The 25,819-nt window shown below is 60.5% G+C and carries 23 protein-coding genes; 16 read left to right on the top strand and 7 right to left on the bottom strand.

The window, feature by feature from the left end; translation table 11 throughout:
* Positions 1–67 precede the first annotated feature (67 nt).
* The 11 genes from bchY (at position 68) to BG455_RS09655 (ending at position 9,047) form a co-directional block, all read left to right on the top strand.
* Positions 68–1,537: a chlorophyllide a reductase subunit Y gene (bchY, locus tag BG455_RS09700; RefSeq protein ID WP_071469936.1), complete on the top strand. Its 1,470-nt coding sequence runs from the start codon at positions 68–70 to the stop codon at positions 1,535–1,537.
* On the top strand, positions 1,537–2,994 hold the full coding sequence (bchZ, locus tag BG455_RS09695; RefSeq protein WP_071469795.1) for a chlorophyllide a reductase subunit Z: 1,458 nt from the start codon (positions 1,537–1,539) through the stop codon (positions 2,992–2,994). Before bchY ends, bchZ begins: the two co-directional genes overlap by 1 nt.
* A gap of 18 nt (positions 2,995–3,012) precedes the next feature.
* Positions 3,013–3,234 carry a cytochrome PufQ gene (pufQ, locus tag BG455_RS09690; RefSeq protein WP_071469794.1) on the top strand — a complete coding sequence of 74 codons (222 nt, stop codon included), beginning with the start codon at positions 3,013–3,015 and terminating at the stop codon, positions 3,232–3,234.
* A gap of 125 nt (positions 3,235–3,359) precedes the next feature.
* A complete protein-coding gene (gene pufB / locus BG455_RS16875) occupies positions 3,360–3,509 on the top strand; it encodes a light-harvesting antenna LH1, beta subunit (protein ID WP_071481891.1) in 150 nt (49 codons plus the stop codon).
* A gap of 13 nt (positions 3,510–3,522) precedes the next feature.
* Positions 3,523–3,684 carry a light-harvesting antenna LH1, alpha subunit gene (pufA, locus tag BG455_RS09685; RefSeq protein ID WP_071469793.1) on the top strand — a complete coding sequence of 54 codons (162 nt, stop codon included), beginning with the start codon at positions 3,523–3,525 and terminating at the stop codon, positions 3,682–3,684.
* Positions 3,685–3,815: 131 nt separating this feature from the next.
* Positions 3,816–4,664, top strand: a complete 849-nt coding sequence (gene pufL / locus BG455_RS09680) for a photosynthetic reaction center subunit L (RefSeq protein WP_071469792.1) — start codon at positions 3,816–3,818, stop codon at positions 4,662–4,664.
* A complete protein-coding gene (pufM, locus tag BG455_RS09675; RefSeq protein WP_071469791.1) occupies positions 4,657–5,583 on the top strand; it encodes a photosynthetic reaction center subunit M in 927 nt (308 codons plus the stop codon). Before pufL ends, pufM begins: the two co-directional genes overlap by 8 nt.
* A gap of 13 nt (positions 5,584–5,596) precedes the next feature.
* Positions 5,597–5,827, top strand: a complete 231-nt coding sequence (gene pufX / locus BG455_RS09670) for an RC-LH1 core complex protein PufX (RefSeq protein WP_071469790.1) — start codon at positions 5,597–5,599, stop codon at positions 5,825–5,827.
* A 186-nt stretch (positions 5,828–6,013) separates the two neighbouring features.
* Positions 6,014–7,930 carry a 1-deoxy-D-xylulose-5-phosphate synthase gene (gene dxs, locus BG455_RS09665; RefSeq protein WP_071469789.1) on the top strand — a complete coding sequence of 639 codons (1,917 nt, stop codon included), beginning with the start codon at positions 6,014–6,016 and terminating at the stop codon, positions 7,928–7,930.
* A gap of 49 nt (positions 7,931–7,979) precedes the next feature.
* On the top strand, positions 7,980–8,531 hold the full coding sequence (locus BG455_RS09660) for a hypothetical protein (RefSeq protein WP_084386231.1): 552 nt from the start codon (positions 7,980–7,982) through the stop codon (positions 8,529–8,531).
* 3 nt (positions 8,532–8,534) lie between these two features.
* Entirely contained in the window at positions 8,535–9,047 is a 513-nt protein-coding gene (locus BG455_RS09655; protein WP_071469788.1) for a CIA30 family protein, read from the top strand.
* A gap of 120 nt (positions 9,048–9,167) precedes the next feature.
* Here BG455_RS09655 and BG455_RS09650 read toward each other — a convergent pair whose 3' ends face one another.
* The 6 genes from BG455_RS09650 to BG455_RS09625 form a co-directional block, all read right to left on the bottom strand.
* Positions 9,168–10,325, bottom strand: a complete 1,158-nt coding sequence (locus BG455_RS09650; RefSeq protein WP_071469787.1) for a metal ABC transporter permease — start codon at positions 10,323–10,325, stop codon at positions 9,168–9,170.
* Complete coding sequence (locus tag BG455_RS09645) at positions 10,322–11,476, bottom strand: metal ABC transporter permease (RefSeq protein ID WP_071469786.1); 1,155 nt, start codon at positions 11,474–11,476, stop codon at positions 10,322–10,324. The genes BG455_RS09650 and BG455_RS09645 overlap by 4 nt, the downstream gene beginning before the upstream one ends.
* Positions 11,473–12,246 (bottom strand): metal ABC transporter ATP-binding protein, encoded by a 774-nt coding sequence (locus BG455_RS09640; protein WP_071469785.1) that lies wholly within the window; start codon positions 12,244–12,246, stop codon positions 11,473–11,475. The genes BG455_RS09645 and BG455_RS09640 overlap by 4 nt, the downstream gene beginning before the upstream one ends.
* Positions 12,247–12,294: 48 nt before the next feature.
* Positions 12,295–13,269 carry a metal ABC transporter solute-binding protein, Zn/Mn family gene (locus tag BG455_RS09635; RefSeq protein ID WP_071469784.1) on the bottom strand — a complete coding sequence of 325 codons (975 nt, stop codon included), beginning with the start codon at positions 13,267–13,269 and terminating at the stop codon, positions 12,295–12,297.
* Positions 13,270–13,488: 219 nt separating this feature from the next.
* Positions 13,489–16,830, bottom strand: a complete 3,342-nt coding sequence (gene carB / locus BG455_RS09630) for a carbamoyl-phosphate synthase large subunit (protein ID WP_071469783.1) — start codon at positions 16,828–16,830, stop codon at positions 13,489–13,491.
* 156 nt (positions 16,831–16,986) lie between these two features.
* Positions 16,987–17,661 (bottom strand): ribonuclease T2 family protein, encoded by a 675-nt coding sequence (locus BG455_RS09625; protein WP_170124734.1) that lies wholly within the window; start codon positions 17,659–17,661, stop codon positions 16,987–16,989.
* A 121-nt stretch (positions 17,662–17,782) separates the two neighbouring features.
* Between BG455_RS09625 and BG455_RS09620 the strand changes: the two genes are divergently transcribed.
* Both BG455_RS09620 and pheT read left to right on the top strand, forming a co-directional pair.
* Positions 17,783–18,565, top strand: a complete 783-nt coding sequence (locus tag BG455_RS09620; RefSeq protein WP_071469781.1) for a DUF1013 domain-containing protein — start codon at positions 17,783–17,785, stop codon at positions 18,563–18,565.
* Between the two features lie 102 nt (positions 18,566–18,667).
* Positions 18,668–21,088 carry a phenylalanine--tRNA ligase subunit beta gene (gene pheT, locus BG455_RS09615; protein WP_071469780.1) on the top strand — a complete coding sequence of 807 codons (2,421 nt, stop codon included), beginning with the start codon at positions 18,668–18,670 and terminating at the stop codon, positions 21,086–21,088.
* Positions 21,089–21,155: 67 nt separating this feature from the next.
* Here the strand turns inward: pheT and BG455_RS09610 are convergent, their stop codons facing one another.
* Entirely contained in the window at positions 21,156–21,911 is a 756-nt protein-coding gene (locus BG455_RS09610) for a cyclic nucleotide-binding domain-containing protein (RefSeq protein WP_245735516.1), read from the bottom strand.
* Positions 21,912–22,152: 241 nt separating this feature from the next.
* Here BG455_RS09610 and BG455_RS09605 point away from each other — a divergent pair, with 241 nt between their 5' ends.
* From BG455_RS09605 to BG455_RS09595, 3 genes are read left to right on the top strand one after another with little or no spacing between them, the layout of a single operon-like run.
* A complete protein-coding gene (locus BG455_RS09605; protein WP_071469933.1) occupies positions 22,153–22,626 on the top strand; it encodes a universal stress protein in 474 nt (157 codons plus the stop codon).
* 47 nt (positions 22,627–22,673) lie between these two features.
* Positions 22,674–24,320 (top strand): MFS transporter, encoded by a 1,647-nt coding sequence (locus BG455_RS09600; protein WP_071469779.1) that lies wholly within the window; start codon positions 22,674–22,676, stop codon positions 24,318–24,320.
* A gap of 59 nt (positions 24,321–24,379) precedes the next feature.
* Positions 24,380–25,771 (top strand): NarK family nitrate/nitrite MFS transporter, encoded by a 1,392-nt coding sequence (locus BG455_RS09595; protein ID WP_111361235.1) that lies wholly within the window; start codon positions 24,380–24,382, stop codon positions 25,769–25,771.
* The last annotated feature ends 48 nt before the right edge of the window (positions 25,772–25,819 follow it).

Genomic DNA, 25,819 nt, shown 5'->3' with positions numbered 1-25,819 from the left:
CCCGATTGAAACTGTAAGCCAAGCGTCTGGCGAGGCGGCACCAGAGCCGTCTGTGCAAGCCGATGGCATGGGCTGCCACGCCCCTGCCGAGAAGATGGACGCGGCCGCGCGTGCGGCGGGCAATGGCGAGATGCTGGACCAGTTTGCCAAGGATTATCCGCGCGGACCCCATGACAAGCCTGAATCCATGTGCCCTGCCTTTGGCAGTTTGCGTGTTGGCCTGCGGATGCGCAGGGTTGCGACTGTGCTCAGCGGCTCTGCCTGCTGTGTGTATGGCCTGACATTCGTAAGCCATTTCTACGGGGCGCGCCGCTCGGTCGGCTATGTGCCGTTCAATTCCGAGAGCCTTGTGACCGGCAAGTTGTTCGAGGATATCCGCGATTCCGTGCATGAGATGGCGGACCCCGCGCGCTATGACGCGATTGTGGTGACCAATCTGTGTGTGCCAACCGCCAGCGGTGTGCCGCTGCGGCTGTTGCCCAAGGAAATTAACGGTGTGCGGATCATCGGCATTGATGTGCCCGGATTCGGTGTGCCCACCCATGCCGAGGCCAAGGATGTGCTGGCCGGTGCGATGCTGAATTACGCACGTCAGGAAGCTATGGCAGGCCCTGTGCCCGCCCCTGTTGCGGGCCGCGATGACCGCCCCACTGTGACGCTTCTGGGCGAGATGTTTCCGGCAGACCCGATGATGATCGGCGCGATGCTGGCGCCCATGGGGCTGGCCGCAGGGCCGGTTGTGCCCTGCCGCGAGTGGCGCGAGTTGTATGCCGCGCTCGATTGCGGTGCGGTTGCGGCAATCCATCCGTTCTATTCGGCTGCCGTGCGCGAGTTTGAGGCGGCAGGCCGCCCCATCGTCGGCTCTGCCCCTGTGGGGGTTGAGGGAACGCATGACTGGCTGGCCGCGATTGGCGAGACATTCAATGTGGCACCGGCCCAAATTGCTGCCGCGCAAAACGCTTTTGTGCCAGCAGTGAAAGCGGCCCTTGCCAAGGCCCCTATCAAGGGACGGATCACGCTGTCGGGCTATGAAGGCTCGGAATTGCTGGTGGCGCGTCTGCTGATCGAAAGTGGCGCGGATGTGGCCTATGTGGGCACGGCATGCGCTGCGTCGAAATGGTCTGCCGCTGACCGCGACTGGCTGGAAGCGCGCGGCGTGGTGGTGAAATTCCGCGCCTCATTGGCTGATGATCTGGCCGCCGCCGATGGTCTGAACCCCGATTTGGTCATTGGCACCACACCAGTGGTGCAGCATGCGAAACAACGCGGCACGCCGTCGCTGTATTTCACCAACCTGATTTCCGCGCGCCCGATGATGGGGCCAGCCGGTGCCGGGTCCTTGGGCGAGGTTGTCAATGCCGCGATTGCGGGCAAGGAGCGCATGGACAAGATGCGCGACTTCTTCGAGGGCGTGGGCGAGGGCGACACCGCAGGCATCTGGGAAGGCAGCCCCAATCTGCGCCCCGATTTCCGCGAGGCGCATCAGAAAAAACTCGACAAGGCCGCACGCGCCGCCAAAGCGCAGGAGATGATCTGATGCTTATTCAAGATCATGATCGCGCTGGCGGATATTGGGGGGCAGTCTATGCGTTCTGCGCCGTCAAGGGCCTGCAAGTGGTGATTGATGGGCCTGTGGGCTGCGAGAACCTGCCGGTCACCTCGGTGCTGCATTACACAGACGCGTTGCCGCCCCATGAATTGCCGATTGTCGTGACGGGCCTGGGCGAGGACGAGATGTCTTCGGGCACCGAAGAATCGATGGCCCGTGCATGGAAAGTGCTGGACCCGGCCTTGCCTGCTGTGGTCGTCACAGGGTCCATTGCCGAGATGATCGGCGGCGGCGTCACGCCTATGGGTACGAATATCCAGCGCTTTTTGCCGCGCACCATTGATGAGGATCAGTGGCAGGCCGCTGACCGCGCGATGACATGGATTTTCACCGAATTTGGCATGACCAAGGGGCGCATGCCCCCCGAGAAGAAGCGCGAAGAGGGGGCCGCCCCCCGCGTCAATATCCTTGGGCCGATGTATGGCACCTTCAACATGCCAAGCGATCTGGCCGAGATCCGCCGTCTGGTGGAAGGTATCGGGGCCGAGGTCAATATGGTCATGCCGCTGGGTGCCCATCTGGCCGAGATGCGCAATCTGGTGAATGCAGACGTCAATATCGTGATGTACCGCGAATTCGGGCGCGGGCTGGCGGAATGCCTTGGCAAACCCTATCTGCAAGCGCCCATCGGCATGGACAGCACAACGCTGTTCCTGCGCCAGCTGGGCGAGATGCTGGGGCTGGACCCAGAGCCGTTCATCACCCGCGAAAAGCATTCGACACTGAAGCCGATGTGGGATTTGTGGCGTTCTGTCACGCAGGATTTCTATGCAACCGCCAGTTTCGCGGTGGTGGCAAATGAAACCTATGCGCGCGGCATTCGCAACTATCTGGAAAACGATCTGGGCATGCCCTGCGCCTTTGCGGTGGCCCGCACACGCGGCCAGAAAACCGACAATGACCGTGTGCGCACGCTGCTGGCCGAAAAGCGCCCGCTGATCGTGTTCGGGTCTATCAATGAGAAAATGTATCTGGCCGAGTTGAAGGCCGGGCACGGGCCTGCGCCTGCGTTCATACCGGCCAGTTTTCCGGGGGCGGCCATCCGGCGCCATACCGGCACGCCGATGATGGGCTATGCGGGGGCCACCTATCTGCTGCAAGAAGTCTGCAACGGGTTGTTTGACGCGCTGTTCCACATTCTGCCTTTGGGCAGCCAGATGGACGCGGCCGATGCAACGCCTGCAACGCTGAAACGGGATCTGCCCTGGTCCGAGGCCGCAAAGGCAGAGTTGGACCGCATCGTGGCCCAGCACCCCATTCTGACCCGTATTTCCGCTGCGCGCACCATGCGCGATGCGATCGAGAAGGCCGCGCTAGAACGCGGCGCTGATGAAGTTGATTCCGATCTTGTTACGGCGCTGCGCCGTGACCTGACACGCGCCTGATTTAAAGGAGGACGCACCATGGCTGACTATACTGTCAATGCCCCCCGCCCCCGCGCGGAACGCGCACGGGAATGGGAATACAAACTTTATTTCAGTGTGATCTTTCTGCTCGCACTTGCGACGGGCCTGATCACCTGGTCGTGGCGGATCGCTACAACGGGCAAATTGCCTGACCTTGGCCCCGTGGGCCGCGCATTGAATGATGCGAGTGTCATCGCACCGATTATTTTCCGCAGCTGACAGCTCGCGTGAACAAAGATTCCCGTAGGCAAAGTCTGCGGGTGCGGTTGTCCTGACTTTTCGGAGAAGGGGCGGCCATCCTCGCCGCAGGGTGTGCGGCGCAGTCTGATTATCCGGAGGATACTATGGCTGAAAACACTGATCTGTCTTTCACAGGTCTCACTGACGAGCAAGCTCAAGAGCTGCACTCAGTCTATATGAGCGGTCTTACGCTCTTTGTTGGCGTTGCTGTAGTTGCGCATATCGCAACATACATCTGGCGTCCTTGGTTCTGAGGAAGGAACAAAAATGTCCAAATTCTACAAGATATGGCTCATCTTCGACCCGCGCCGCGTATTCGTGGCACAGGGCGTCTTCCTCTTTTTGCTTGCTGCAATGATCCATCTGGTTGTGCTGTCCAACGGCATCAACTGGTTCGCTGCCGCAGCAGCCCGCGCAGCAGGAAGCTGAGCCGGCTCGGGGACTGTAAATGTCGCGGGCGGTGGGCGAGTTGTGTATCGCCCGCGACAATCTTCAAAAGGGTATTTCCCGACGCGGCCCGCCTGAACACGGCGTGACCGCCTGAGAGTGGAGAGGGAAGCATGGCACTGCTCAGCTTCGAACGAAAATACCGCGTGCCAGGAGGCACGCTGGTCGGCGGAAATCTGTTCGACTTTTGGGTTGGGCCATTTTACGTCGGCTTCTTCGGGGTCACGACGATATTCTTCGCCGTCCTCGGAACCTTACTGATTTTCTGGGGGGCCGTGCTGCAAGGCACTTGGAACCCTTGGCTGATTTCAATCAATCCCCCACCCCTGTCCTATGGGTTGGGTCCGGCACCGCTGCTTGAAGGCGGGCTATGGCAGATCGTGACCATCTGCGCCATCGGGGCCTTTGTGTCCTGGGCGCTGCGCGAAGTTGAAATTGCGCGCAAGCTGGGCATGGGTATGCATGTGCCGTTTGCCTTTGGTGTGGCGATTTTTGCCTATCTTACACTGGTTGTCTTTCGTCCCATCCTGATGGGTGCATGGGGACATGCATTCCCTTATGGCATCTGGACGCACCTCGATTGGGTGTCCAATGTGGGCTACACCTACGGCAACTTCCACTATAATCCGGCGCATATGATCGCGGTGACCTTCTTCTTCACCACGACACTGGCGCTGGCGCTGCATGGCGCGCTGGTTCTGTCAGCAGCCAACCCCAAGAAGGGCGAAGAGATGAAGACGCCCGACCACGAAGACACGTTCTTCCGGGACCTTATCGGGTATTCCGTAGGCACGCTGGGCATTCACCGCGTCGGTCTGTTGCTTGCGCTGAATGCCGGGTTCTGGTCGGCAGTCTGTATCGTGATCTCGGGTACCATCTGGTTTGACCAGTGGGTCTTCTGGTGGGATTGGTGGCTGGATCTGCCCTGGTGGCGCGATGTCGCAGGAGGCGTCAATGGCTGAGTATCAGAATATCTTTACACAGGTGCAGGTGCGCGCCGCCCCGGAAATGGGCCTGGTTGAAGGCGTAGAGCTGGGAAACCGCACCAAAGGCGCCAGCTTCTCTAACCTTCTGGGCTGGATAGGCAACGCGCAACTCGGGCCGATCTATCTGGGCACGATGGGCTTCATCTCGCTTGTAACCGGCACGATCTGGTTTGTGATGGTGGGCCTTTGGTTCTGGGATCAGGCGGGGTACAACCCGGCTGTGTTCCTGCGCGATCTGTTCTGGTTGTCGCTTGATCCACCCGCGCCCGAATACGGGCTAAGCATACCGCCGATGCGCGAAGGGGGCTATTTCCTGATTGCCTCGTTCTTCCTGCTGATCTCGGTTATGACGTGGTGGGTCCGGACATATCTTCGTGCAGAGGCGCTTGGCATGGGCAAACATGTGGCCTGGGCGTTCGCCTCTGCCATCTGGCTGTTCCTTGTTCTGGGCCTGTTCCGTCCGATGCTGATGGGGTCGTGGTCCGAAGCTGTGCCTTATGGGATTTTCACCCATCTGGACTGGACCAACCTGTTCTCGCTGCGCTACGGAAACCTGTTCTATAACCCGTTCCACGCACTCTCGATCGTGTTCCTGTATGGCTCTGCCTTGTTGTTTGCCATGCATGGGGCGACCATCCTTGCAGTCTCTCGCTTTGGCGGTGACCGTGAATTGGAACAGATCGTAGACCGCGGCACGGCATCGGAACGCGCTGCCCTGTTCTGGCGCTGGACGATGGGCTTCAATGCCACGATGGAAGGGATTCACCGTTGGGCCTGGTGGTTTGCCGTTCTCACCACACTAACTGGTGGTATCGGTATCCTGCTGACTGGAACTGTTGTCGATAACTGGGCCATCTGGGCCGAGGAACGCGGCTTCCGTCCGACCTATGACTAAGGAGCGACTTACCATGGTTGAACATGACTACATCCAGGAGACACCCACCGCGCGGTTGCGCAACTGGGTCTTGTCCGAGATGCTGCGCGGTGCCGGATATGCAGCCTTGTTGCTGCTGGTTATCGGGGTCAGCTACGGGGTGATCTGGGGGATCGGGCAACTCTTGCCAAGCGAGAGCAAGAACGCGCCCCCACCCATGCCCTATAGCGCGCTGCATGCGCCGCTGGTGACAGCAAAAGCGTAAATGAATCGGGGCAGGCCCGCAAAAGCTGGCCTGCCCCCACCAAGGTTTGGACCAAATAGCCGGTCCGAACGCGGGCTCGTGACGCCCGGTTCCCTTTCCTGTTGGCGACAGGAAACTGGTGCCGTGTGGGGCAGCCCCACGGCACCTCTTTTTTCAAATAATACCGAAAAAACGAAAGGGAACCCCATGTCACCAAAGCCGCATCTTGATCGTGTCGCAGGCCCTGCCGATCTGCGTGATTTCACCGATGATGAATTGGCCCTGCTGGCGCAGGAATTGCGCACCGAAACAATCGAGACTGTCAGCCGTACCGGCGGGCATCTGGGGTCGTCGCTGGGTGTCGTGGAACTGACAGTGGCCCTGCATGCAGTATTCCGCACCCCGTTTGACAAGCTGATCTGGGATGTCAGCCATCAATGCTATCCCCATAAAATTCTGACAGGCCGCCGCCACCAGATGGGCACCTTGCGCCAGAAAGACGGGCTGTCCGGCTTTACCAAGCGCAGTGAATCGGTGTTTGACCCGTTCGGCGCGGCGCACAGCTCTACCAGTATTTCCGCAGCCCTTGGTTTCACCATTGGCCGCGACATGGGCCAGCCCACGGGCGATGCGATTGCCGTTATTGGTGACGGATCGATCACCGCTGGCATGGCCTATGAGGCGCTGAACAATGCAGGCAGCGAAGGGCGGCGGCTGTTCGTCATCCTGAATGACAATGACATGTCGATTGCGCCGCCAGTGGGCGCGATGAACGGCTATCTGAACCGGCTGAACATGCCGCATGCGTCCTTGGGCGAAATTGCGCAGGGCTTTATGGCGGCATTGCCCGCATCCTTGCGCGAACAGGCGCTGGCCGCGCGTGCCCGCGCCTGCGGCGGCCCGCCAGACGCCACCATGTTCGAGCATTTGGGCTTTACCTATATCGGCCCGATAGATGGCCATTCCATGCCTGATCTGCTGGCAACCTTGCGCATTGCCCATGCCCGCGCCGAAGGGCCTGTGCTGATCCATGTGCGCACAGTCAAAGGCAAGGGCTATGCGCCCGCCGAAGCCGCAGATTGCAAGTATCATGGCGTGTCGAAATTCGATGTGGCCTCTGGCACCCAATCCAAGGGCCGCGCGAACGCGCCCAGCTATACGGCTGTGTTTGGCAATGCCCTGACGGATGAGGCATCGCGCGACCCCACCATCGTGGCCGTGTCTGCCGCCATGCCCAATGGCACGGGGCTTGATATTATGGGCGCGCGTTTCGCGCGCCGTGTGTTCGATGTGGGCATCGCCGAGCAGCACGCGGTCACCTTTGCGGCCGGTATGGCGGCCTCTGGCCTCAAGCCCTTCTGCGCGATTTATTCCACATTCTTGCAACGCGGCTATGACCAGATCGTGCATGATGTCGCGCTGCAAAAACTGCCTGTTCGCTTCGCCATCGACCGTGCGGGGCTGGTGGGTGCCGATGGCGCGACCCATGCAGGCAGTTTTGATGTGGCCTTCATGGCCAATCTGCCTGACATGGTGGTGATGGCCGCAGGGGATGAGGCCGAGTTGGTCCATATGGTGGCGACCGCTGCCGCCTATGACGAAGGCCCGATCGCCTTTCGCTATCCGCGTGGCGAAGGGTCTGGTGTGGAATTGCCCGCGCGCGGCCAGGTGCTGGAAATAGGCCGTGGCCGTGTGCTGCGCGAAGGCAGCAAATTGGCCTTCCTGTCTTTCGGCGCGCATCTGCCAGAGGTGATGCTGGCGGTCGAGGCATTGGAGGCGCGCGGCATCAGCTGCACTGTCGCCGATGCCCGCTTTGCCAAGCCGCTGGATCATGACCTGATCACCCAACTGGCCCGCCACCACCAAGCCCTGATTACGGTTGAACAGGGGGCCGAAGGTGGGTTTGGCGCGCATGTGCTGCACTATATGGCCAATAATGGCTTGCTGGAACGCGGCCTTGCCGTGCGTACCATGACCCTGCCTGACCGCTTCATTGAACAGGCCAGCCCCGCCGAGATGTACCGCGACGCCTGTCTGACCGCCGAGGATATTTCGCGCAAGGCGTTGCAGGCTTTGGGCGTTGAAGTTCTTTCCCGTGGACAGATCAGGGCTAGTCTTGTTTAAATAAGGTTCTTCTGAAATTCACCTTTCGCAACCAAAAGGAGCTTACAGAATGCCACATTCAGAAATCCAGAATGCCCCGCCCTTATATGGCTGGTCGATTGCCATTGCCGCCGGTGCCATCGCAACAGGCGTGTCATTTGTTGCAGTTGGCATCGAAGGAAATGGCTCTGTTGCGATTGGTGCGGTGATTGCGCTGGTGGTGGGGGTGATTTTCACCATTGCGGAAACGCCCCCTGCGCAGAACAAGGCCCGGCCAACCCAGCAGGTGACCGCGAAAACTGCCGCGCCACCTGCCGCAGCACCAGCGGCAGCGCAAGATGCGCCAGCAGTGGCCGAGGATGCAGGCATACAGCCGCAAAAGCTGGATGCGCCGGTTGGCACGGCTGATGACCTGAAGCAAATTTCGGGCGTCGGCCCTGTGCTGGAACGCAAACTGAACGAATTGGGCATCTATCATTTCTGGCAGATCGCGGGCTGGAGCGAGGATGAAATCACTTGGGTTGACGGATTCCTGAATTTCAAAGGCCGCATCCAGCGCGATGAATGGATCACGCAGGCCAGTAAGCTGGCAGCTACCAGCCCCTCGACGCGCCCCGCCTAAGCCATGATTCTGGACGGCGGCACTGGTCCCGGCCTTCGGGCCGAGAACGGCCAGATGTGGCGCTGTATTTGTGACAGCGTCATGGGCGGTGTCAGTTCCGCCACGCTGGAGCGCGCACAGATTGACGGTGTCAGCGCGCTTCACCTGATCGGCGATGTCAGGCTGGAAAATAACGGCGGCTTCGTGCAGATGTCGCTTGATCTGGCCGCGCCGGGTGCAGTGCTGGACGCATCGGGCTTTTCCGGCATCTCGCTTTGGGTGCTGGGGAATGACGCGCGCTACAATATCCACCTGCGCAGCCCCGATATGACCCGTGTGTGGCAAAGCTGGCGGGCAGAGTTTCACGCCCCCGCATCATGGACGCGGCTGGATATTCCCTTTTCCAGCTTTCACCCGCATCGCACCGATCTGCCCGTCAATCCCGCGCGGCTGGGCCGTATAGGTCTGGTCGCCATCGGGCGCGAAATGCGCGCCGATCTGGCGCTTGCGCGGCTGGAACTGACCGCGCAGGGCTGAACTGGTGGGTGCCATATGGCGCATGGTTCCAGCTATCTGTGTCGGCTTGCGCCTGTGGGGAGGAGGTGTTCAGGTCGGCTGGGGGGGCTTTATCCCATTATCCCATTGTCGCCAGAGCCGTCATTGGGTGCCTGCAGTCTTGTGGCCAACTCTGGCGGTCTTGCCGAAAATCGCCTCTGCCTCGGCGGTGCCTTTGGGGCGCAGGGTCAAAAGGCCCGCGCGCCGTTCTATCAGGTCGCGGTCATGCGCGCGCAGGATGGCGGCGCGGGCGCGCGGCTCTGCCCATCGCAGGTGATCGACCAGCGCGCGCAGGGTGTTTTCTTCCGCCATGGCGGGGGTGTTCTGATGGGTGAACAGATGCGCCACAAGCGCGCGGCAATCATGATCCAGCCGTTTGCTGCGCCAGCTGAAGGCTTGCGCGACCAATCCATGCCCCGGCGCGAATAGCAGCGCCAAGGCGAACCACACGCCGGTCATGCTGGCCATCATGCCCGCAATGGACACGTTCCAGCGCATTGCCAGCGCATAGCCCACCACACAGGCCGCGACAGCCAGCGCCACCGCCAGCACCACCATCAGCCACAAGCGCCGCGTCAGCAGATAGGCCGTTGAAGGGGGCACGATGACAAAGGCGATGAACAAGATTGCACCAACCGCGTCAAACGCTGCCACGGCTGTCACGCTGGTCAGGCTTAGCACGGCATAATGTAAAACCCCCGGCAAAAACCCGAGTGCCGCCGCAAGACCGGGGTCAAAAGTAGTCAGTTTCAACTCTTTCCACAGCACCAGCACAAAGGCGAGGTTGACCACCAGCACCGCGCCCAGCGTCACCACTGCCACGGGCACTGGCACACCCCAGAGTGTCAGCGTGTTCAGCCAGACAAAGCCAATTTCGCCCAAAAGCACGGTTTCGACATGAATATGCACATCGCGCGCATAGATCGAGATCAGTAGCACACCGGCCGCGAACAGTGCGGGAAACACAAGCCCGATGGCTGCGTCCATCTTGACCAGCCGCGAGCGTGCCAGCAATTCGGACAGCACCACTGTCAGCACCCCTGTCAGCGCCGCCCCCAACACCTGCACCGGCCCCGAGACTTGCCGTGTCAGCAGCCAGACCACGATTATGCCGAACACAATGGAATGGCTGATGGCATCGGTCAGCATTGCATTGCCCCGCAGCACCAGAAACGACCCCAAAAGCGCGCCGGACACGCCCACCAGAATGCCTGTCAGCAAGATCATTGCGGGGATTGATCCGAAAAAGGAAGCGATCATGCCGCGCCCCCGTCTTTGGGGCCTGCGGGTTTGCCGGACAGGGCCGCCGCCTCGGCATGGCCTGCGGTGGTCAGTTCCCAATGCGGTGTCGTCTCGGGCGGGTGGGTGACAGGATGGATCAGCCCGCGCCGTTCCAACGCGGCAATGCGGGCAGAGGGGGCGCGCGCGCCAAGGGCGGTTTCCAGCATTCCACGCTCGGCCGGATAGCTTGCATCGCGGTGCGCATTTGCCAGCCCTTGCAGCGTTGTCAGCACGCGACCGTCACTGATGCGCGCGCGGGCGCGCCGCGCGGCCAAAGCCTGCCACAACAAGCCCCGCTGTGGCGCGACAAACAGCGAAATCACGACCACCCCTGTTGCGATCAGCACCACCACTGGCCCTGTGGCAAGCCCGCGTGTCGTGGCGCTGACCAATGCACCCGCCGCGCCAGAGGCCGCGCCAAATGCCGCCGACAGTGCCACCATCGGCCCCAAGGTTGTGGTCCATTGTCGCGCGGCAGCCGCGGGCGCGATCAGCAGCGCCACCATCAGCACCACCCCCACCAGTTGCAGCCCCACCACAATGGCCAGCGCGACCATGACCGTCAGCGCCACTTCCAACAGCGTGACGGGAAAGCCTTGGGCGCGGGCGAAATCGGCATCGAAACTGACCAGCTTGAATTCTTTCCACAGCGCCAGCACCAGCGCCAGCGCCACCAGCCCGATGCCGCCCATGATCCATAGATCACTGCGCAAGATCGCGGCGGCCTGACCGAACAGGAAACTGGCAAGCCCCGCACTGGCCGCGCCCCCATGGCCCTGCACCCAGCTTAGCAAGACGACACCCACAGCGAAGAACACACTCAGCACGATCCCCAGGGCTGCGTCTGTCTTTAGCGTGGTGCGGCGCACGATCAGCATCATCGCAAGTGCGGCCAAAGCGCCGGTGACAAACGCGCCCAGCAGAATACTGCCCAGATCGCGCGTGCCAGCAAGGATGAAGCCAAGGCACACTCCGGGCAGGGCAGCATGGGACAGCGCATCGCCCAGCAGGCTTTGGCGGCGCAGAACCGCAAACGCGCCCAGCATCCCGCTGATAGCCCCCAGCATGGCCGCCCCGATCAGAACGGTCTGGACAATGCCACTGGACAGAAGGTCGGCCAAGCCACTCACATCGCGCGCCCTTCGGTTGGGGTGGCGATCATGGCAAGCTGGCGGCCATAGGCGGCGCGCAGGTTTTCGGGGGTGTAAACCTGCGCCATCGGGCCTTGGGCAATGATGCGGACATTCAGCATAACCAGCCAGTCGAAATAGCTTTGCACGGTTGTCAGGTCATGATGCACAACAATGATCGTGCGCCCCTCATTGCGCAGGCGTTGCAAAAGCGCAATGATCACCGCCTCGGTCGCGGCATCCACACCTGCAAGCGGTTCATCAAGTATCAGGATCGGCGCATCCTGCACCAATGCGCGCGCGATGAACACGCGCTGTTGCTGCCCGCCAGAGAGCTGGCTGATCTGGCGGCTTGCATAATCCTGCATGCCCACCTCTGCCAATGCCGCCTGCGCCTTGGTGCGCGCCTGCGCGTCGGGCCTGCGGAACCAGCCAAGCTGGTGATACAGCCCCATTTCCACGACATCGCGCACAGTGGTGGGGAAATCCCAATCCACGCTATGGCGCTGCGGCACATAGCCGATTTTGCCGCGCATCTGTGCGACGGGTCGGCCCAGAAAGCGCACATGCCCCGCCACAGGCCGCACCAGCCCCAGTGCGGTTTTGATGAGCGTGGATTTGCCCGCCCCGTTCGGCCCGACAATGGCACACATCACGCCGGGCGGAATATCCAGATCTATATCCCACAGCGCCGGATTTGCGCCATAGCTGACGGTAATATCCTCGATATGCAGCGCCTGTCCGGGTTCGTGCAGGGTATCGTCACGCATATGTCGCACCTCCAAGGCTGCGGGCGGTTCGGCTGTGTCTTACATCACTTAGTCGGAAATGTCCCATTCCTGCGCCCAGTCCTGCAACACCTCTGGCCAATCGGGCAGGGTGCCGCCAAGGGCCGTTGTCACTGTGGCTGTATTGGCGCGGATCATGCCGATATAGGTGCCTTCCGCCGTGCCAGTATCGCCCATCGCATCCGAGAACAGCGCGCCACCGATGACAACATCATGGCCTTGCGCCTGTACTTCCGCGACAAGCGCTTCAATCGTGCGGGGGTTGATGGTGGTTTCTACGAATACAGCAGGCACGCCGCGTTCAATGACAAAACCAGCAACCTCGCGGATATCGCCGATGCTGGCTTCAGAGGCGGTGGAAATCCCTTCAATCGCCTCGGACGCTTCGATCCCATAGGCATCGGCGAAATAGTAGAAGGCGTCATGCGCGGTGACCAGCATGCGCTGGCCTTCGGGGATGGTGGCGATGGCATCGCCGACCCAGCGATGCAGGGCGTCCAGTTGCGCGGTATAGTCCGCGACATTTCTGGCCAGGTCCGCAGCACAGTCGGGGCGCAGTTGCGCGATATTCTCGGCAATAACGGGCGCAATTTGTGCCCAGCGGCTGACATCCATCCATAAATGCGGGTCCAGCGCGCCGTCTGCATCCGGGTCTTGCAACAGTGCGTCTGTGTCGAAACTGGCCCCCGCCAGCCCCACAGTTGGCGTGCGGTTGCGGAAATTATCCAGCACATCGGCAAGCCGTTCTTCTAGGGCGCGGTCCACATAAAAGATCAGCTCTGCCTGTGCGAGTGCATCGACATCGCGCGGGGTGGCAGAGAAATAATGCGGGTCGGTGCCTGCGCCGATCAGGGTGGTCACATTGGCACATGCGCCCGCCACATTTTGCGCAACATCTGCAACCATGCCGACAGTTGCCAGCACATTCAGCGGGCCATCTTGCGCATTGGCAGGGGCGGCGAAGGCCGCACAGCTTGCGATTATGGCTACCTTGGTTCGTATCATCGGGAGTCTCCCCTTTCGGCTGTGTACTCTCTGGCCCCTATATATGCTAATGATAATCGTTTGCAACAAGAGTGTATGATAAACCAGAACCTTTCCACCGTTGCTGATACAGGATGCGGCGGGAACGGGTTTTGCCCTGTGGCAGAGACTAAAAAACCGCGCATCAGATGTGACGCGCGGCTGGTTGATTTGGGATGTGCCACTGGCAGATGCGTGGCGTCAATCGGCAGCGTGCTGCAAGGCGCGCACGCCGATTTCTCCCTCTTCGCGTGCCTTGATCGCCATGACAGCGGCATGGCTGCCTGCGGCGGTCGTGTAATAGGGGATCTTGTCATATAGCGCGACCGCGCGAATTTCGCGACTGTCTTCAATGGCCTGCGCGCCTTCGGTGGTGTTCAGCACCATGACAATCTCGCCGCTTTTCAGCAGATCAACGATGTTTGGCCGCCCTTCATACACTTTATTGACAATCTCGCAGCTGACACCCTGCGCGCCCAGCCAATCCGCCGTGCCGCGTGTGGCAACGATGGAGAAGCCCAACTCGTTCAGCGTTTGCGCGGCTTCCACCATCAGGGGGCCTTTGTCGTAATCCTTGATCGACAGGAACACGCGGCCCGATTCCGGCAGGGTGACGCCCGCGCCAAGCTGTGCCTTGTAGAAGGCACGCGCGAAGTTGCGCGCCCAGCCCATCACCTCGCCGGTCGAACGCATCTCGGGTCCAAGCAATGTATCCACGCCGGGGAAGCGTGCAAAGGGCAGCACCGCTTCCTTGACCGAGAACCAGGGGGTTTGCGGGTCGGCCAGTGTCATCGGGTCGCCCATCGGCATCGGTTCTGAGGGGGCGACATTGGCGACAATAGGCGCGCGCAGCGGGAAGTTCGACAAAGGCTCTCCCGCCATCAGGCGTGCGGCGATCGACGCGATTGCGCTGTCTGTCGCCTTGGCCACAAAGGGCACCGTGCGGCTGGCGCGCGGGTTCACCTCTAGCACATAGATGACATCATCCTTGATGGCGAATTGCACATTCATCAGGCCCACAACATTCAGGCCAAGCGCCATCGCTTCGGTCTGGACGCGCAATTCTGCAATAATTTCAGGACTTAGGGAATAGGGTGGCAGTGAACAGGCGCTGTCACCGGAATGCACGCCCGCTTCCTCGATATGTTGCATGATGCCTGCGACATGCACATTTCTGCCATCACACAAGGCATCCACATCCACCTCGACCGCGCCGACAAGGTAGCTGTCCAGCAGCACAGGGTTCTTGCCCGACACCACCACAGCCTCGCGGATATAGCGTTCCAGATGCGCGTCATCGCGCACAATCTCCATCGCGCGCCCGCCCAGAACATAGGAAGGGCGGATCACCAGCGGATAGCCCACGCGCTGCGCAATCTCGAACGCCTGTTCAGGGGTCGAGGCAATACCGTTGACGGGCTGTTTCAGGCCCAGCTTGTTCAGAAGTTCCTGAAAACGCTCGCGGTCCTCGGCCAGATCAATCGCGTCGGGGCTGGTGCCAAGGATCGGGATGCCTTCTTCTTCCAGCGCATTGGCCAGTTTCAGGGGCGTCTGGCCACCAAACTGTACAATCACGCCGTGCAAGGTGCCGTTTTCCTGCTCGACCCGCAGAATTTCCAGAACATGCTCCAGCGTCAGGGGTTCAAAATACAGCCGGTCCGAGGTGTCGTAATCGGTCGAAACCGTCTCGGGGTTGCAGTTGATCATGATTGTCTCGTAGCCCACATCGGTCAGCGCGAAACAGGCATGGCAGCAGCAATAATCAAACTCGATCCCTTGGCCGATCCGGTTGGGACCACCGCCCAAGATAACGACCTTTTTGCGGTCCGATGGGCGCGCCTCGCATTCCACATCGCCCATGACGGGCGATTCATAGGTGGAATACATATAAGGGGTCTGCGCCTCGAACTCGGCGGCGCAGGTGTCGATGCGCTTGAACACGGCGTTCACGCCCAGATTGCGGCGCGCGCGGCGCACTTGCCCTTCGTCGCGCCCTGTCAGCATGGCAAGGCGCGCATCGGTGAAGCCCAGCATTTTCAATTCGCGCAGGCCCGCTGCAGTGACGGGCAGGCCGTTGCGGCGAATTTCTGCCTCGGCGTCGATGATCTCGCGGATGCGGGCAAGGAACCACGGGTCAAAGGCGGTTGCGGCCTGAATCTCGTCATCTGACAGCCCTTCGCGCATGGCTTGCGCGATCAGGCGGATTCGGTCGGGGGTTTGGGCAGAGATGGCCTTGATGATGGCGGCACGGTCCGGCGCGCCGGGAATGGCGATTTCGTCAAACCCGCTCAGGCCGGTTTCCATGCTGGCCAGCGCCTTTTGCATCGATTCGTGGAAGGTGCGGCCAATCGCCATCGCCTCGCCCACCGATTTCATGGCGGTTGTCAGTTCGGGCTTTGATCCGGGGAACTTTTCAAAAGCGAACCTTGGGATTTTGGTGACGACATAATCTATTGTGGGTTCAAACGATGCCGGTGTCACTTTTGTGATGTCATTGTCCAACTCGTCCAGCGTGTAGCCAATGGCCAGCTTCGCCGCGATTTTCGCAATCGGAAAGCCTGTCGCCTTGGAGGCCAGCGCGGATGAGCGCGACACGCGCGGGTTCATTTCAATCACCACCATGCGCCCGTCGGCAGGGTTGATCGCCCATTGCACGTTGGACCCGCCGGTTTCCACACCAATCTCGCGCAGCACAGCGATAGAGCCGTTGCGCATGATCTGGTATTCCTTGTCGGTCAGCGTCAGGGCAGGGGCCACAGTGATGGAATCGCCTGTATGCACGCCCATCGGGTCCACGTTTTCAATGGCACAGACGATGATCGCATTGTCGGCGCGGTCGCGCACGACTTCCATTTCAAACTCTTTCCAGCCCAGCAGCGATTCATCGACCAGAATCTGCGCCACAGGCGAGGCGTCTAGGCCAGAGCGGCAGATGCGTTCATAATCATCGCGGTTATAGGCCACGCCGCCGCCCGTACCGCCAAGGGTAAAGGCAGGGCGGATGATGGCAGGCAAGCCCACATATTCGATCGCTTCAATCGCGGCGGCCACACCAGCGTTGATGTCATATTTGCCATTGTCCAGCTTGGGGGCGGCAATGATCGTGGCCTTGGGGTTTTCCAGCCCGATCCGGTCCATCGCTTCGCGGAACAGTTTACGGTCTTCTGCCATCTCGATGGCCTGACGGTTCGCGCCAATCAACTCGACCCCGAACTTGTCCAGCACGCCCATATCGGCCAGCGCCAGCGAGGTGTTCAGCCCTGTTTGCCCGCCCATTGTGGGCAGCAGCGCATCGGGGCGTTCCTTTTCGATGATCTTGGCCACAATCTCTGGCGTGATCGGTTCGATATAGGTCGCGTCGGCAAGGCCGGGGTCCGTCATGATCGTGGCGGGGTTCGAGTTGACCAGAATCACCCGATACCCTTCTTCGCGCAACGCTTTGCACGCCTGCGCCCCCGAATAGTCGAATTCGCAGGCTTGGCCGATCACAATCGGCCCTGCGCCAATGATCATGATGGATTGGATGTCGGTTCTTTTTGGCATGACGGACCCCTGACTGACCTGCGCGCGCATTCGCCCCAGTGCCGGAAGGGCTGGGGCGTAAATTGTGGGCGTTATAGTCAAGGGCAGTCTCGACGCAAGGGCTGATGCGGGAAGTTCGGCACAGATATCGCAGCAACTTGCCCGAATGGCACAGGCTTAGGGCTGCGCGGGAAGTGTCACGGATCGCGCGTTGCATCCGCGTGACAAAAGCCCGTCATCGCAGCGGCGCGGTTGCAGGTCGTGGGTCAGGCACAGACGGATTTCCTGCGCCAGTCCCGCGCGGCAGGTCAGCGTCACCATATCGGGGCCGAATTGCGGGTTGGCTGCGCGAAACTCTGCCAGCAGTGCATCAGGCCCGAGTCGTTGGGGGTGCGCATCGGCCCGGATGGCCTGCGGAAAGGCCAGCCCGCTGAACGCCGCGCGGGTCTGCGCGAAATATGCGGCCGCATCCCAGCCAGAGCAGCTGCCATGCTTTGCCCATTGGTGCCGCGCCAAACCGGCCGAGCCGATGATATCCACCATCCCTTGCAAGGCGGCGCGTGTCGGTGCGGGATGGGCTGTGTCGCAAAATTCCGGCCAGCCGCCGCTGCTATGCTGCGGCCATAACCCATGCACCAGCCAGCCCGCACCAGAGCCTGTCTCGCAACGCGCATCGCCCCGCGCGGCCCCTTCTGCGGCGCACCAACTGGGTGTCCAGCTTAGCGCCAGAACCAGATAACCGTCAGGCGAAGTCACATCTTCGCGCGGCTGCACCAAAAGCCAGCCCGAAAGGGCGATAATTGCCAATACAGCCAACAGGATTTTGCGCATTTCGTCTTTCCCTCTACTCATACACGCGTTATAAGGACACCATTCCAGAAATCGTGGAAACGCAGGTTCGCCCTGTAGCCGAGGTTCCGGCATCCGATGAAGCATGCGCATTGCCCGCGCTCGTATGACAGGAGTTGATGTCATGTCAAAACCATTAATGCCCAAGGCGACCGCCGTCTGGCTGGTCGATAACACGACTCTCACCTTCAAGCAGGTTGCAGATTTTTGCGGCCTGCATGAATTGGAAGTGCAGGGCATTGCCGATGGTGATGTCGCAGGCGGTGTCAAAGGGTTTGACCCTGTGGCCAATAACCAGCTTGACCCGATCGAGATCGAGCGTGGCGAAAAAGACCCGCGCTATGCGTTGCGGCTGAAATACAACCCCGCCGCCGAGGGCGAGGAAAAACGCCGTGGCCCGCGCTACACGCCTTTGTCCAAGCGGCAGGATCGTCCGGCCTCGATTTTGTGGTTGGTCAAGTTCCATCCCGAACTGGCAGATGCGCAAATCCGGCGTCTGGTTGGCACGACAAATTCCACGATCGAGGCGATCCGCGAGCGCACGCATTGGAACATCTCGAACCTGCAACCCATCGACCCTGTCGCGCTGGGCCTGTGCCGCCAGTCGGAGCTGGACAAGGAAGTTCAGAAAGCCGCCGCCAAGCGCGCTGCGGAAGGTGGCGTCATGAGCGATGACGAGCGCCGCAAGCTGGTCTCGACCGAGCAGTCGCTGGAAGCGGATGCCGAGCCGAAAATGCCCGCAGGCATTGCAGGTCTGGAGAATTTCACCATCAGCGATCTGAATGCTGAAACTGAGCGCACCAGCACAGCCGCCGATTACAGCGATGCAGACAGCTTCTTCAACCTGCCCGATGATGACGAGGACGAAGACGAGGATGATGACAGCATCGATGCCCGCAATCGCTAAGCGGGCATAGAATGCGGCAGGTTGGGCAAGCGGCTTTTCAAGGCTGAATTTATCGGCTAGGCCGCTGCCTGACCGCTTTGCAGGCGAATTCGGGGAAGAGACATGAAATTCACGCTGTCCTGGCTTAAGGATCATCTGGAAACTGACGCAACGCTGGACCAGATCGGCGATGCGCTGACGGATCTGGGGTTGGAAGTCGAAGAGATTATCGACCCCGCCAACAGCCTTGGGGTCTTTCGTATCGCCCGCGTGATCGAGGCTGCGCCCCACCCCGATGCAGACCGTCTGCGCCTGTGCCGTGTTGAAACATGGCCCAATGGGCCAGAGGGGGCCAGCGAAGAAGTGCAGGTCGTGTGCGGCGCGCCGAATGCGCGCACGGGCATGCGCGCTGTCTTTGCCCCTGTCGGCACACATGTGCCCGGCACCGGGGTGGACCTGAAACCCGGTGTGATCCGTGGTCAGGCCAGCAACGGCATGCTGTGCTCCGAGCGTGAATTGATGCTCTCGGACGCCCATGACGGCATCATTGATCTGCCCGAAGATGCGCCGCTGGGGGCGTGGTTTATCGATTATGCAGGGCTGAACGACCCGGTGATCGATATTGCCATCACCCCCAACCGCCCCGATGCGCTTGGCGTGCGCGGCATTGCGCGCGATCTGGCCGCGCGCGGGCTTGGCACGCTGAAACCGCTGGATGCAGCGCCGGTTGCAGGCAGTTTTGCCAGCCCCGTTTCGGTGACCATTGCGCCAGAGTTGAAAGAAAACGGCTGCCCGCTATTTGCAGGCCGCGTTATTCGCGGGGTCAAAAACGGCCCATCGCCCGACTGGCTGCAAAAGCGGCTGCGCGCCATCGGGTTGCGCCCGATCTCGGCGCTGGTGGATATTACAAATTTCTTCACCTTCGACCAGAACCGCCCCTTGCATGTGTTTGATGCCGACAAGGTTGCGGGCGGCTTGCGCATCCATCCGGCGCAGGGCGGCGAAGAGGTGCTGGCGCTGGACGACAAAACCTACAGGCTGGACGCCGGGCAAATGGTCATCTCTGACGATGCGGGGATCGAGAGCATTGCAGGCATCATGGGCGGCGCGCATTCGGGCTGCACTGATGAGACGGTAAATGTCTTTCTGGAATCCGCCTATTGGGACCCGATCACCATCGCCGCCACAGGCCGCGCGCTGAAGATCAATTCCGATGCCCGCTACAGGTTTGAACGCGGGGTTGATCCGGCTTTCACGCTGGACGGGTTGGAACTGGCAACCCGCATGGTGCTGGAGTTGTGCGGCGGCGAGGCGTCAGAGGTGGTGCTGGATGGCGCTGTGCCGGACACCGCGCGCAGCTATCGCTTCGATCCGACCCGCGTGCATTCGCTTGTGGGCATGGACATCCCCGAGGCAGAGCAGCGCGAGACTTTGGCCGCACTTGGGTTTACGCTGACAGACGATCAGGCCAGCCCGCCCACTTGGCGCCCCGATATTCTGGGCGCGGCGGATTTGATCGAGGAAATTGCCCGCATCGCGTCGCTTAGCAAATTGCAGGGCAAGCCATTGGCCCGCCCGCAAGCGGGGGTTGCTCGCCCGATCCTGACACCAATGCAGCTGCGCGAACGCGCGGCGCGGCGGGTTCTGGCAGGGCAGGGCTATAATGAATGCGTCAGCTACAGCTTTATCGACGCAAGCTCTGCTGCGGCCTTTGGCGGCGGAACGGATGCTGTGCGGCTGGAAAACCCGATTTCCTCGGAAATGACGCATATGCGCCCGGATTTGTTGCCCGGCCTGTTGCAGGCGGCGGCGCGCAATCAGGCGCGCGGTGCCACAGACCTTGCCTTGTTCGAGGTTGGCCCCGTCTTCACCGGCGGCGAGCCGGGCGAACAGCATGTTCAGGCCGCTGGTATTCTGGTGGGTGCAACTGCCCCGCGCGACCCCTTCGGCAGCCGCCGCATGGTTGATCTGTATGATGCCAAGGCCGATGCCGAAGCCGTGCTGGCTGCTATCGGCGCGCCTGCAAAGTTCCAGATCCACCGCAAATTGCCTGACTGGTTCCATCCGGGGCGGGCAGGGGTGATCAGCCTTGGGCCGAAACTGCCCTTGGCAGTGTTCGGCGAAGTGCACCCAAAGGTGATCAAGGCGTTTGATCTGAAAGGGCCGGTTGTCGCTTTCACGGTTTATGTCGAAAACCCGCCCCTGCCCAAAGCGCGCAAAACCACCCGTCAATCGCTTAGCATCAGCACATTGCAACCGCTGGAACGCGATTATGCCTTTGTGCTGGATGCCAAGGTAGAGGCGATCAATGTGGTGAATGCCGCCGCAGGTGCCGATAAGGCACTGATCACGGGTGTAAGCGTGTTTGACGAATTCACAGGCCCCAAGGCCGAGGCGCAGTTTGGCGAGGGCCGCAAATCGCTGGCCATATCCGTGCGGTTGCAACCTGTAGAGCGCACCTTGACCGATGAAGATATCGAACTGCTTGGCCGCAAGATTATCGAGAAGGTGACAAAGGCCACAGGCGGCACGCTGCGCGCTTAACGCGCGGCGCATCTGACCCAAGCCCAACAGGGCTTGGGCGCAAAGCATCTATTTGTGTTTGTCGGCTTTACTGCTCTGCGGCAGGCAGCCCAGAGCCGCTCTGGCCAGAGAAGGCATCTGGCCCGTCTATGAGCCTGTCAAGCTGTGCCAAAGCTGTCAGCTTTTCGCGGTCGGTGATGATAACGCGCGCACCGTCCATCTTGATTCCATCTGCTTCCAGCGTGCGCAATGTGCGCGACAGGTTTTCGGACGTCATTCCGAGATAAGAGGCAAGCAGGCGTTTCTCGACCGGCAAAGTGTAAGACGTGGCCCCGCCAGACAGCAACGACTGGCGCAACAGATAGGATGCAACCCGTTCGCGCGAATTGCGCAGTTTCAGGGTTTTGGCACTGCGCACAACCGAACGGTAACAGGCGGCCAATTCGTTGATCACAGATACCGCAAATTCCGTGTCGCGCCGGAACATGGCGCGCAGGTCGGGCGCGGGCACCAGAATGATGCGTGTGCGCTCTAATGTGCGGGCGGACATCAGATAGGGGGCGTCACGAATGCTGGCCGCCAGAATGAAGGTGGACACGGGCCGGACCACAGCCATGGTGCATTCGCGCCCCGCCCCTTGCGCGAATAATTCGACCGACCCTTCCAGCACGATATGCAGAAAATCGGCTGGGTCACCCTGCCGGATAATCTCCAGCCCTTGGGGAAAATTCTGTGCGTAAGAACTGGCCATCAGAGTTTCAAAGCTGGCCTGCGTCATATCGCGGAACAGATGCAGATGGCGAATCTCTGGTAATTCTTCGGGTCGCAAGATGCTGCCTGACATTTTTGGGGTTGCAGCTTGACTAACATCAAGCGGGCTGCGCAGCAAGATCAAGTCCCGCCAAAACATATTTCGCATGTGCAGATATAAAAATTCTGTGCGAAAATTGACAGATTCCAAATCCGATACGAATGTCAAAATTCGGGTCCGGCACTTTGATCTCGATCAAGTTTTCTTGCGCGGGGCTATGACTGGGTGCTTGCGAACGGATGCCAAAGCGCATCTGCACCGCAAGGAGAAGCCCATGCATGTAATGCTGGCATATGATAATTCCCGTAATGCCCGGATTGCACTGGATGCAGTGCGCGGCCTGCTTTCAGCCCTTAACCCCAGCATCACGCTGATCTCGGTGGTGGAGGATGTGGGCAGCACAACTGCCGGCGCAGATGCGCTGTTCACAGAACAATATGCCGAACAAAAGGCCGGAACCGAATCCGCTGCCGCAGAACTTGCAGCGGCAGGGTTCAACGCCTCTGTGCTGATCGCGGAAGGGGACGCGCGCAAGATGATCTTGCGCGCCGTGGAAGACCGCAAGCCAGACCTGCTGGTTATGGCGCGCCACAGCCACAAGCCCGACCCCGGCCCGCTGAACTTCATCACCCGCAAGATTGATGCGCTGGTCGAGGAATTCGACCACATGACCTTCGGGTCTACCAGCGCCTTTCTTGCGCGCCGGGCACCCTGCCCGCTGCTGATCATCCCCACGCATGCCGAGTGACCTTGGCAAAACGCGCGTGACCCCATTGCAAGAATTCGAGGTCTGACATGCAAGTCAGCGATATTTTCCGCTTCAAGAACGCCGAGATCAAGGCCCTCCATCTGACATGGATCGCCTTTTTCATCAGCTTTTATGTCTGGTTCAACATGGCGCCGCTGGCGTCATCCATGCTGCGTTCGGTCGATTGGCTGACGCGCGATGATATTCGCCTGTTCGCCATTGCCAACGTCGCGCTGACCATCCCTGCGCGCATTATCGTGGGCATGGCGCTGGACCGTTATGGCCCGCGCCGCGTGTTTTCCGTGCTGATGGTGCTGATGGCCATCCCTACATTCGTGTTTGCCTTTGGTGACACGCGCGAAGTGCTGTTCATGTCGCGTCTGGTGCTGTCGTCCATTGGCGCGAGCTTCGTGGTGGGCATCCATATGACAGCGCTGTGGTTCAAGCCGCGCGACATTGGCTTTGCCGAAGGGTTCTATGCGGGCTGGGGCAATTTCGGGTCTGCGGCGGCGGCGATCACGCTGCCCACCATCGCGCTGACCATGTATGGTGGCGATGACGGCTGGCGCTATGCGATTGCCACATCGGGCGTGGTTATGGCGGTCTATGGCGTGTTCTACTGGTTTGCCATCACCGATGGCCCCACCGCTGACACCCACAAGAAACCGCGCAAGGCGTCCGCCTTGGAAGTGTCTAGCTGGAAAGACCTTGTCCTGCTGTGCATCTTCACTGTGCCGATGGTGGGTATTCTGTCGATCCTTGTCTACCGCGTGCAGATCATGGGCTATATCGACCCGATGACCGCTGTGTTCATCTATGCGGCGATTGCGATTGTTGTGACCTATCAGGTCTGGCAGGCGATCAAGGTTAACGTGCCGATCCTGAAAAAGGGCGTGCCGGAAGATGACAAATACCCTTTCAGTTCGGTTGCGGCGCTGAATGCCACTTACTTTGCCAACTTTGGCGCGGAACTGGCGGTTGTGTCCATGCTGCCCATGTTCTTTGAAGAAACATGGGGCCTGACAGCGGCTGCCGCTGGCCTGATTGCTGCCAGTTTCGCCTTCGTCAACCTGTTCGCGCGGCCTATGGGCGGGCTGGTCTCCGACCGTTTCGGCAACCGCCGCTTTGTGATGCTGGCCTATATGTTCGGCATTGCGATTGGCTTTGTGCTGATGGGGCTGCTGAATTCCAACTGGCCGCTGATCATTGCGATTGCGATCACCATCATGTGCTCGTTCTTTGTGCAGGGCGCAGAGGGGGCCACCTTCGGGATCATCCCCTCGATCAAGCGGCGCGTCACGGGCCAGATTTCGGGCATGGCAGGGGCCTACGGCAATGTTGGCGCCGTGTTCTACCTGTTCGTGTTCATGTTCGTCACTCCGCAGCAGTTCTTCTTCATCATTGCGGCAGGCGCGCTGATTTCGTGGGTAATCTGCTATTTCTGGCTGGTCGAGCCGGAAGGCGGGTTCGGGGATGAATACATCATCTCATCTGTCGACCGCGAGATTGCCCAAGAGGCATCGGTCAAGAAACAGCTTGAAGCGGATCTGGCAACCCTGCTGGACGGATCGGAAAAGATCGAACTGACCGAACGCAGCAGCGGGGCCGTCCAGTTGAATGCACGCTTTGCCACCATCGCGGACCTGCGCGCAGCCCTTGACCGGCTGGGTGCGAAAACCCGACCTGCTGAATGATTTGTTGCAGGCCCGCAAGCCGGGTCTGCCCCCCCCCTACACCCATAAGGAAAAGGCACATGTCCATGACAGCCACACAAAATTCCAAAGGGCCGGTTCTGACCGATTGGCGACCAGAAGACAGTGACTTCTGGCAGAAGACCGGCAAACGCATTGCCAATCGCAACCTGATGATCTCTGTCCCCTGCCTGCTTCTGGCTTTTGCTGTGTGGATGGTCTGGTCGGTCGTGGTGGCGCGCCTGCCCGCCATCGGGTTTGCGTTCACAACCGATCAGTTGTTTTTGCTGGCGGCCCTGCCGGGGCTGTCGGGCGCGACATTGCGCATCTTCTACAGTTTCGTCATTCCCATCTTCGGGGGGCGGCGCTGGACGGCGATTTCCACAGCCTCGCTTCTGTTGCCCGCGCTGGGCATCGGCTTTGCGGTGCAAAACCCCGAAACGCCCTATGCGATCTTTGTGATCCTTGCACTTTTGTGCGGCTTTGGGGGCGGAAACTTCGCCTCATCCATGTCGAACATCAACTACTTCTTCCCCAAGGCGCAGAAGGGCAACGCGCTGGCTGTCAATGCCGGTCTGGGCAATCTGGGTGTGTCGGTGGTGCAGTTCGTGGTGCCTGTCGTCATCACCATGGGTGTGTTCGGGGCCATGGGCGGGCAGTCGCAAACCATTTCCGGCGGGGGGGAATTGTGGCTGCAAAACGCGGGCTTTGTCTGGGTGCCGTTTCTGGTGATCTTCACCCTGGCCGCATGGTTCGGGATGAATGATCTGGCAGATGCGAAAGCCAACCTGTCCGACCAGCTGACGATCCTGAAGCGCAAGCATAACTGGATCATGTCTTTCCTGTATATCGGGACATTCGGCAGTTTCATCGGCTATTCCGCGGGCTTTCCGCTGCTGATGCGCACGCAGTTTCCTGCCGTGGACGCGCTGCAATTCGCTTTTCTTGGGCCGCTGGTTGGCGCGCTGTCGCGGGTGTTTACCGGCTGGATTTCCGACAAGTTCGGCGGCGGGCGCGTCACGCTGTGGGTGTTCATTGCGATGATCTTCACTGTTGCGGGCGTGATCTGGTTCCTGCCGCTTGCAGGCAGCGAGGGGAACTTCTGGGGCTTCTTCGCCTGCTTCATGGCGCTGTTCTTCCTGACAGGCGTGGGCAATGCATCCACCTTCCAGATGATCCCTGTGATCATGCGCAAGGAAATTCCGCTGCTGATGCCGCAACTGGACAAGGCGGCGGCGCTGAAAACTGCCGAGCGTGAAGCGGGCGCGATTATCGCTTTCACCTCTGCGATGGCGGCATATGGCGCGTTCTTCATCCCCAAATCCTACGGCACCTCGATTGCGATGACCGGCGGCCCTGCGGGCGCGCTGTGGGCCTTCGCGGGCTTCTATGTCCTGTGCGTGCTGGTGACGTGGTTCTTCTACACCCGCAAGGGCGCGGCAACGCCCTGCTGATACATGCGCGGGCGCAAACGCGCGCCCGCCCCACCCAAACTTTGAACG

The sequence above is a fragment of the Roseinatronobacter thiooxidans genome, assembly GCF_001870675.1.
Classification (GTDB): Bacteria; Pseudomonadota; Alphaproteobacteria; order Rhodobacterales; family Rhodobacteraceae; genus Roseinatronobacter; species Roseinatronobacter thiooxidans.
This window is presented reverse-complemented; position numbering and strand designations above follow the sequence as displayed.

Excerpts from the sequence above, each read along its gene's own strand:
- BG455_RS09660 (WP_084386231.1), top strand. The coding sequence starts at position 7,980 with ATGCCACATTCAGAAATCCAGAATGCCCCGCCCTTATATGGCTGGTCG.
- BG455_RS09625 (WP_170124734.1), bottom strand. The coding sequence starts at position 17,661 with ATGAGTAGAGGGAAAGACGAAATGCGCAAAATCCTGTTGGCTGTATTG.
- BG455_RS09595 (WP_111361235.1), top strand. The coding sequence starts at position 24,380 with ATGTCCATGACAGCCACACAAAATTCCAAAGGGCCGGTTCTGACCGAT.
- BG455_RS09650 (WP_071469787.1), bottom strand. The coding sequence starts at position 10,325 with ATGATCGCTTCCTTTTTCGGATCAATCCCCGCAATGATCTTGCTGACA.
- BG455_RS09640 (WP_071469785.1), bottom strand. The coding sequence starts at position 12,246 with ATGCGTGACGATACCCTGCACGAACCCGGACAGGCGCTGCATATCGAG.
- BG455_RS09600 (WP_071469779.1), top strand. The coding sequence starts at position 22,674 with ATGCAAGTCAGCGATATTTTCCGCTTCAAGAACGCCGAGATCAAGGCC.
- BG455_RS09605 (WP_071469933.1), top strand. The coding sequence starts at position 22,153 with ATGCATGTAATGCTGGCATATGATAATTCCCGTAATGCCCGGATTGCA.
- pufL (WP_071469792.1), top strand. The coding sequence starts at position 3,816 with ATGGCACTGCTCAGCTTCGAACGAAAATACCGCGTGCCAGGAGGCACG.
- pufQ (WP_071469794.1), top strand. The coding sequence starts at position 3,013 with ATGGCTGACTATACTGTCAATGCCCCCCGCCCCCGCGCGGAACGCGCA.
- pufB (WP_071481891.1), top strand. The coding sequence starts at position 3,360 with ATGGCTGAAAACACTGATCTGTCTTTCACAGGTCTCACTGACGAGCAA.
- dxs (WP_071469789.1), top strand. The coding sequence starts at position 6,014 with ATGTCACCAAAGCCGCATCTTGATCGTGTCGCAGGCCCTGCCGATCTG.
- BG455_RS09610 (WP_245735516.1), bottom strand. The coding sequence starts at position 21,911 with ATGTCAGGCAGCATCTTGCGACCCGAAGAATTACCAGAGATTCGCCAT.
- carB (WP_071469783.1), bottom strand. The coding sequence starts at position 16,830 with ATGCCAAAAAGAACCGACATCCAATCCATCATGATCATTGGCGCAGGG.
- pufM (WP_071469791.1), top strand. The coding sequence starts at position 4,657 with ATGGCTGAGTATCAGAATATCTTTACACAGGTGCAGGTGCGCGCCGCC.
- pufA (WP_071469793.1), top strand. The coding sequence starts at position 3,523 with ATGTCCAAATTCTACAAGATATGGCTCATCTTCGACCCGCGCCGCGTA.
- BG455_RS09620 (WP_071469781.1), top strand. The coding sequence starts at position 17,783 with ATGTCAAAACCATTAATGCCCAAGGCGACCGCCGTCTGGCTGGTCGAT.
- pufX (WP_071469790.1), top strand. The coding sequence starts at position 5,597 with ATGGTTGAACATGACTACATCCAGGAGACACCCACCGCGCGGTTGCGC.
- bchZ (WP_071469795.1), top strand. The coding sequence starts at position 1,537 with ATGCTTATTCAAGATCATGATCGCGCTGGCGGATATTGGGGGGCAGTC.
- pheT (WP_071469780.1), top strand. The coding sequence starts at position 18,668 with ATGAAATTCACGCTGTCCTGGCTTAAGGATCATCTGGAAACTGACGCA.
- BG455_RS09655 (WP_071469788.1), top strand. The coding sequence starts at position 8,535 with ATGATTCTGGACGGCGGCACTGGTCCCGGCCTTCGGGCCGAGAACGGC.
- BG455_RS09635 (WP_071469784.1), bottom strand. The coding sequence starts at position 13,269 with ATGATACGAACCAAGGTAGCCATAATCGCAAGCTGTGCGGCCTTCGCC.
- bchY (WP_071469936.1), top strand. The coding sequence starts at position 68 with ATGGGCTGCCACGCCCCTGCCGAGAAGATGGACGCGGCCGCGCGTGCG.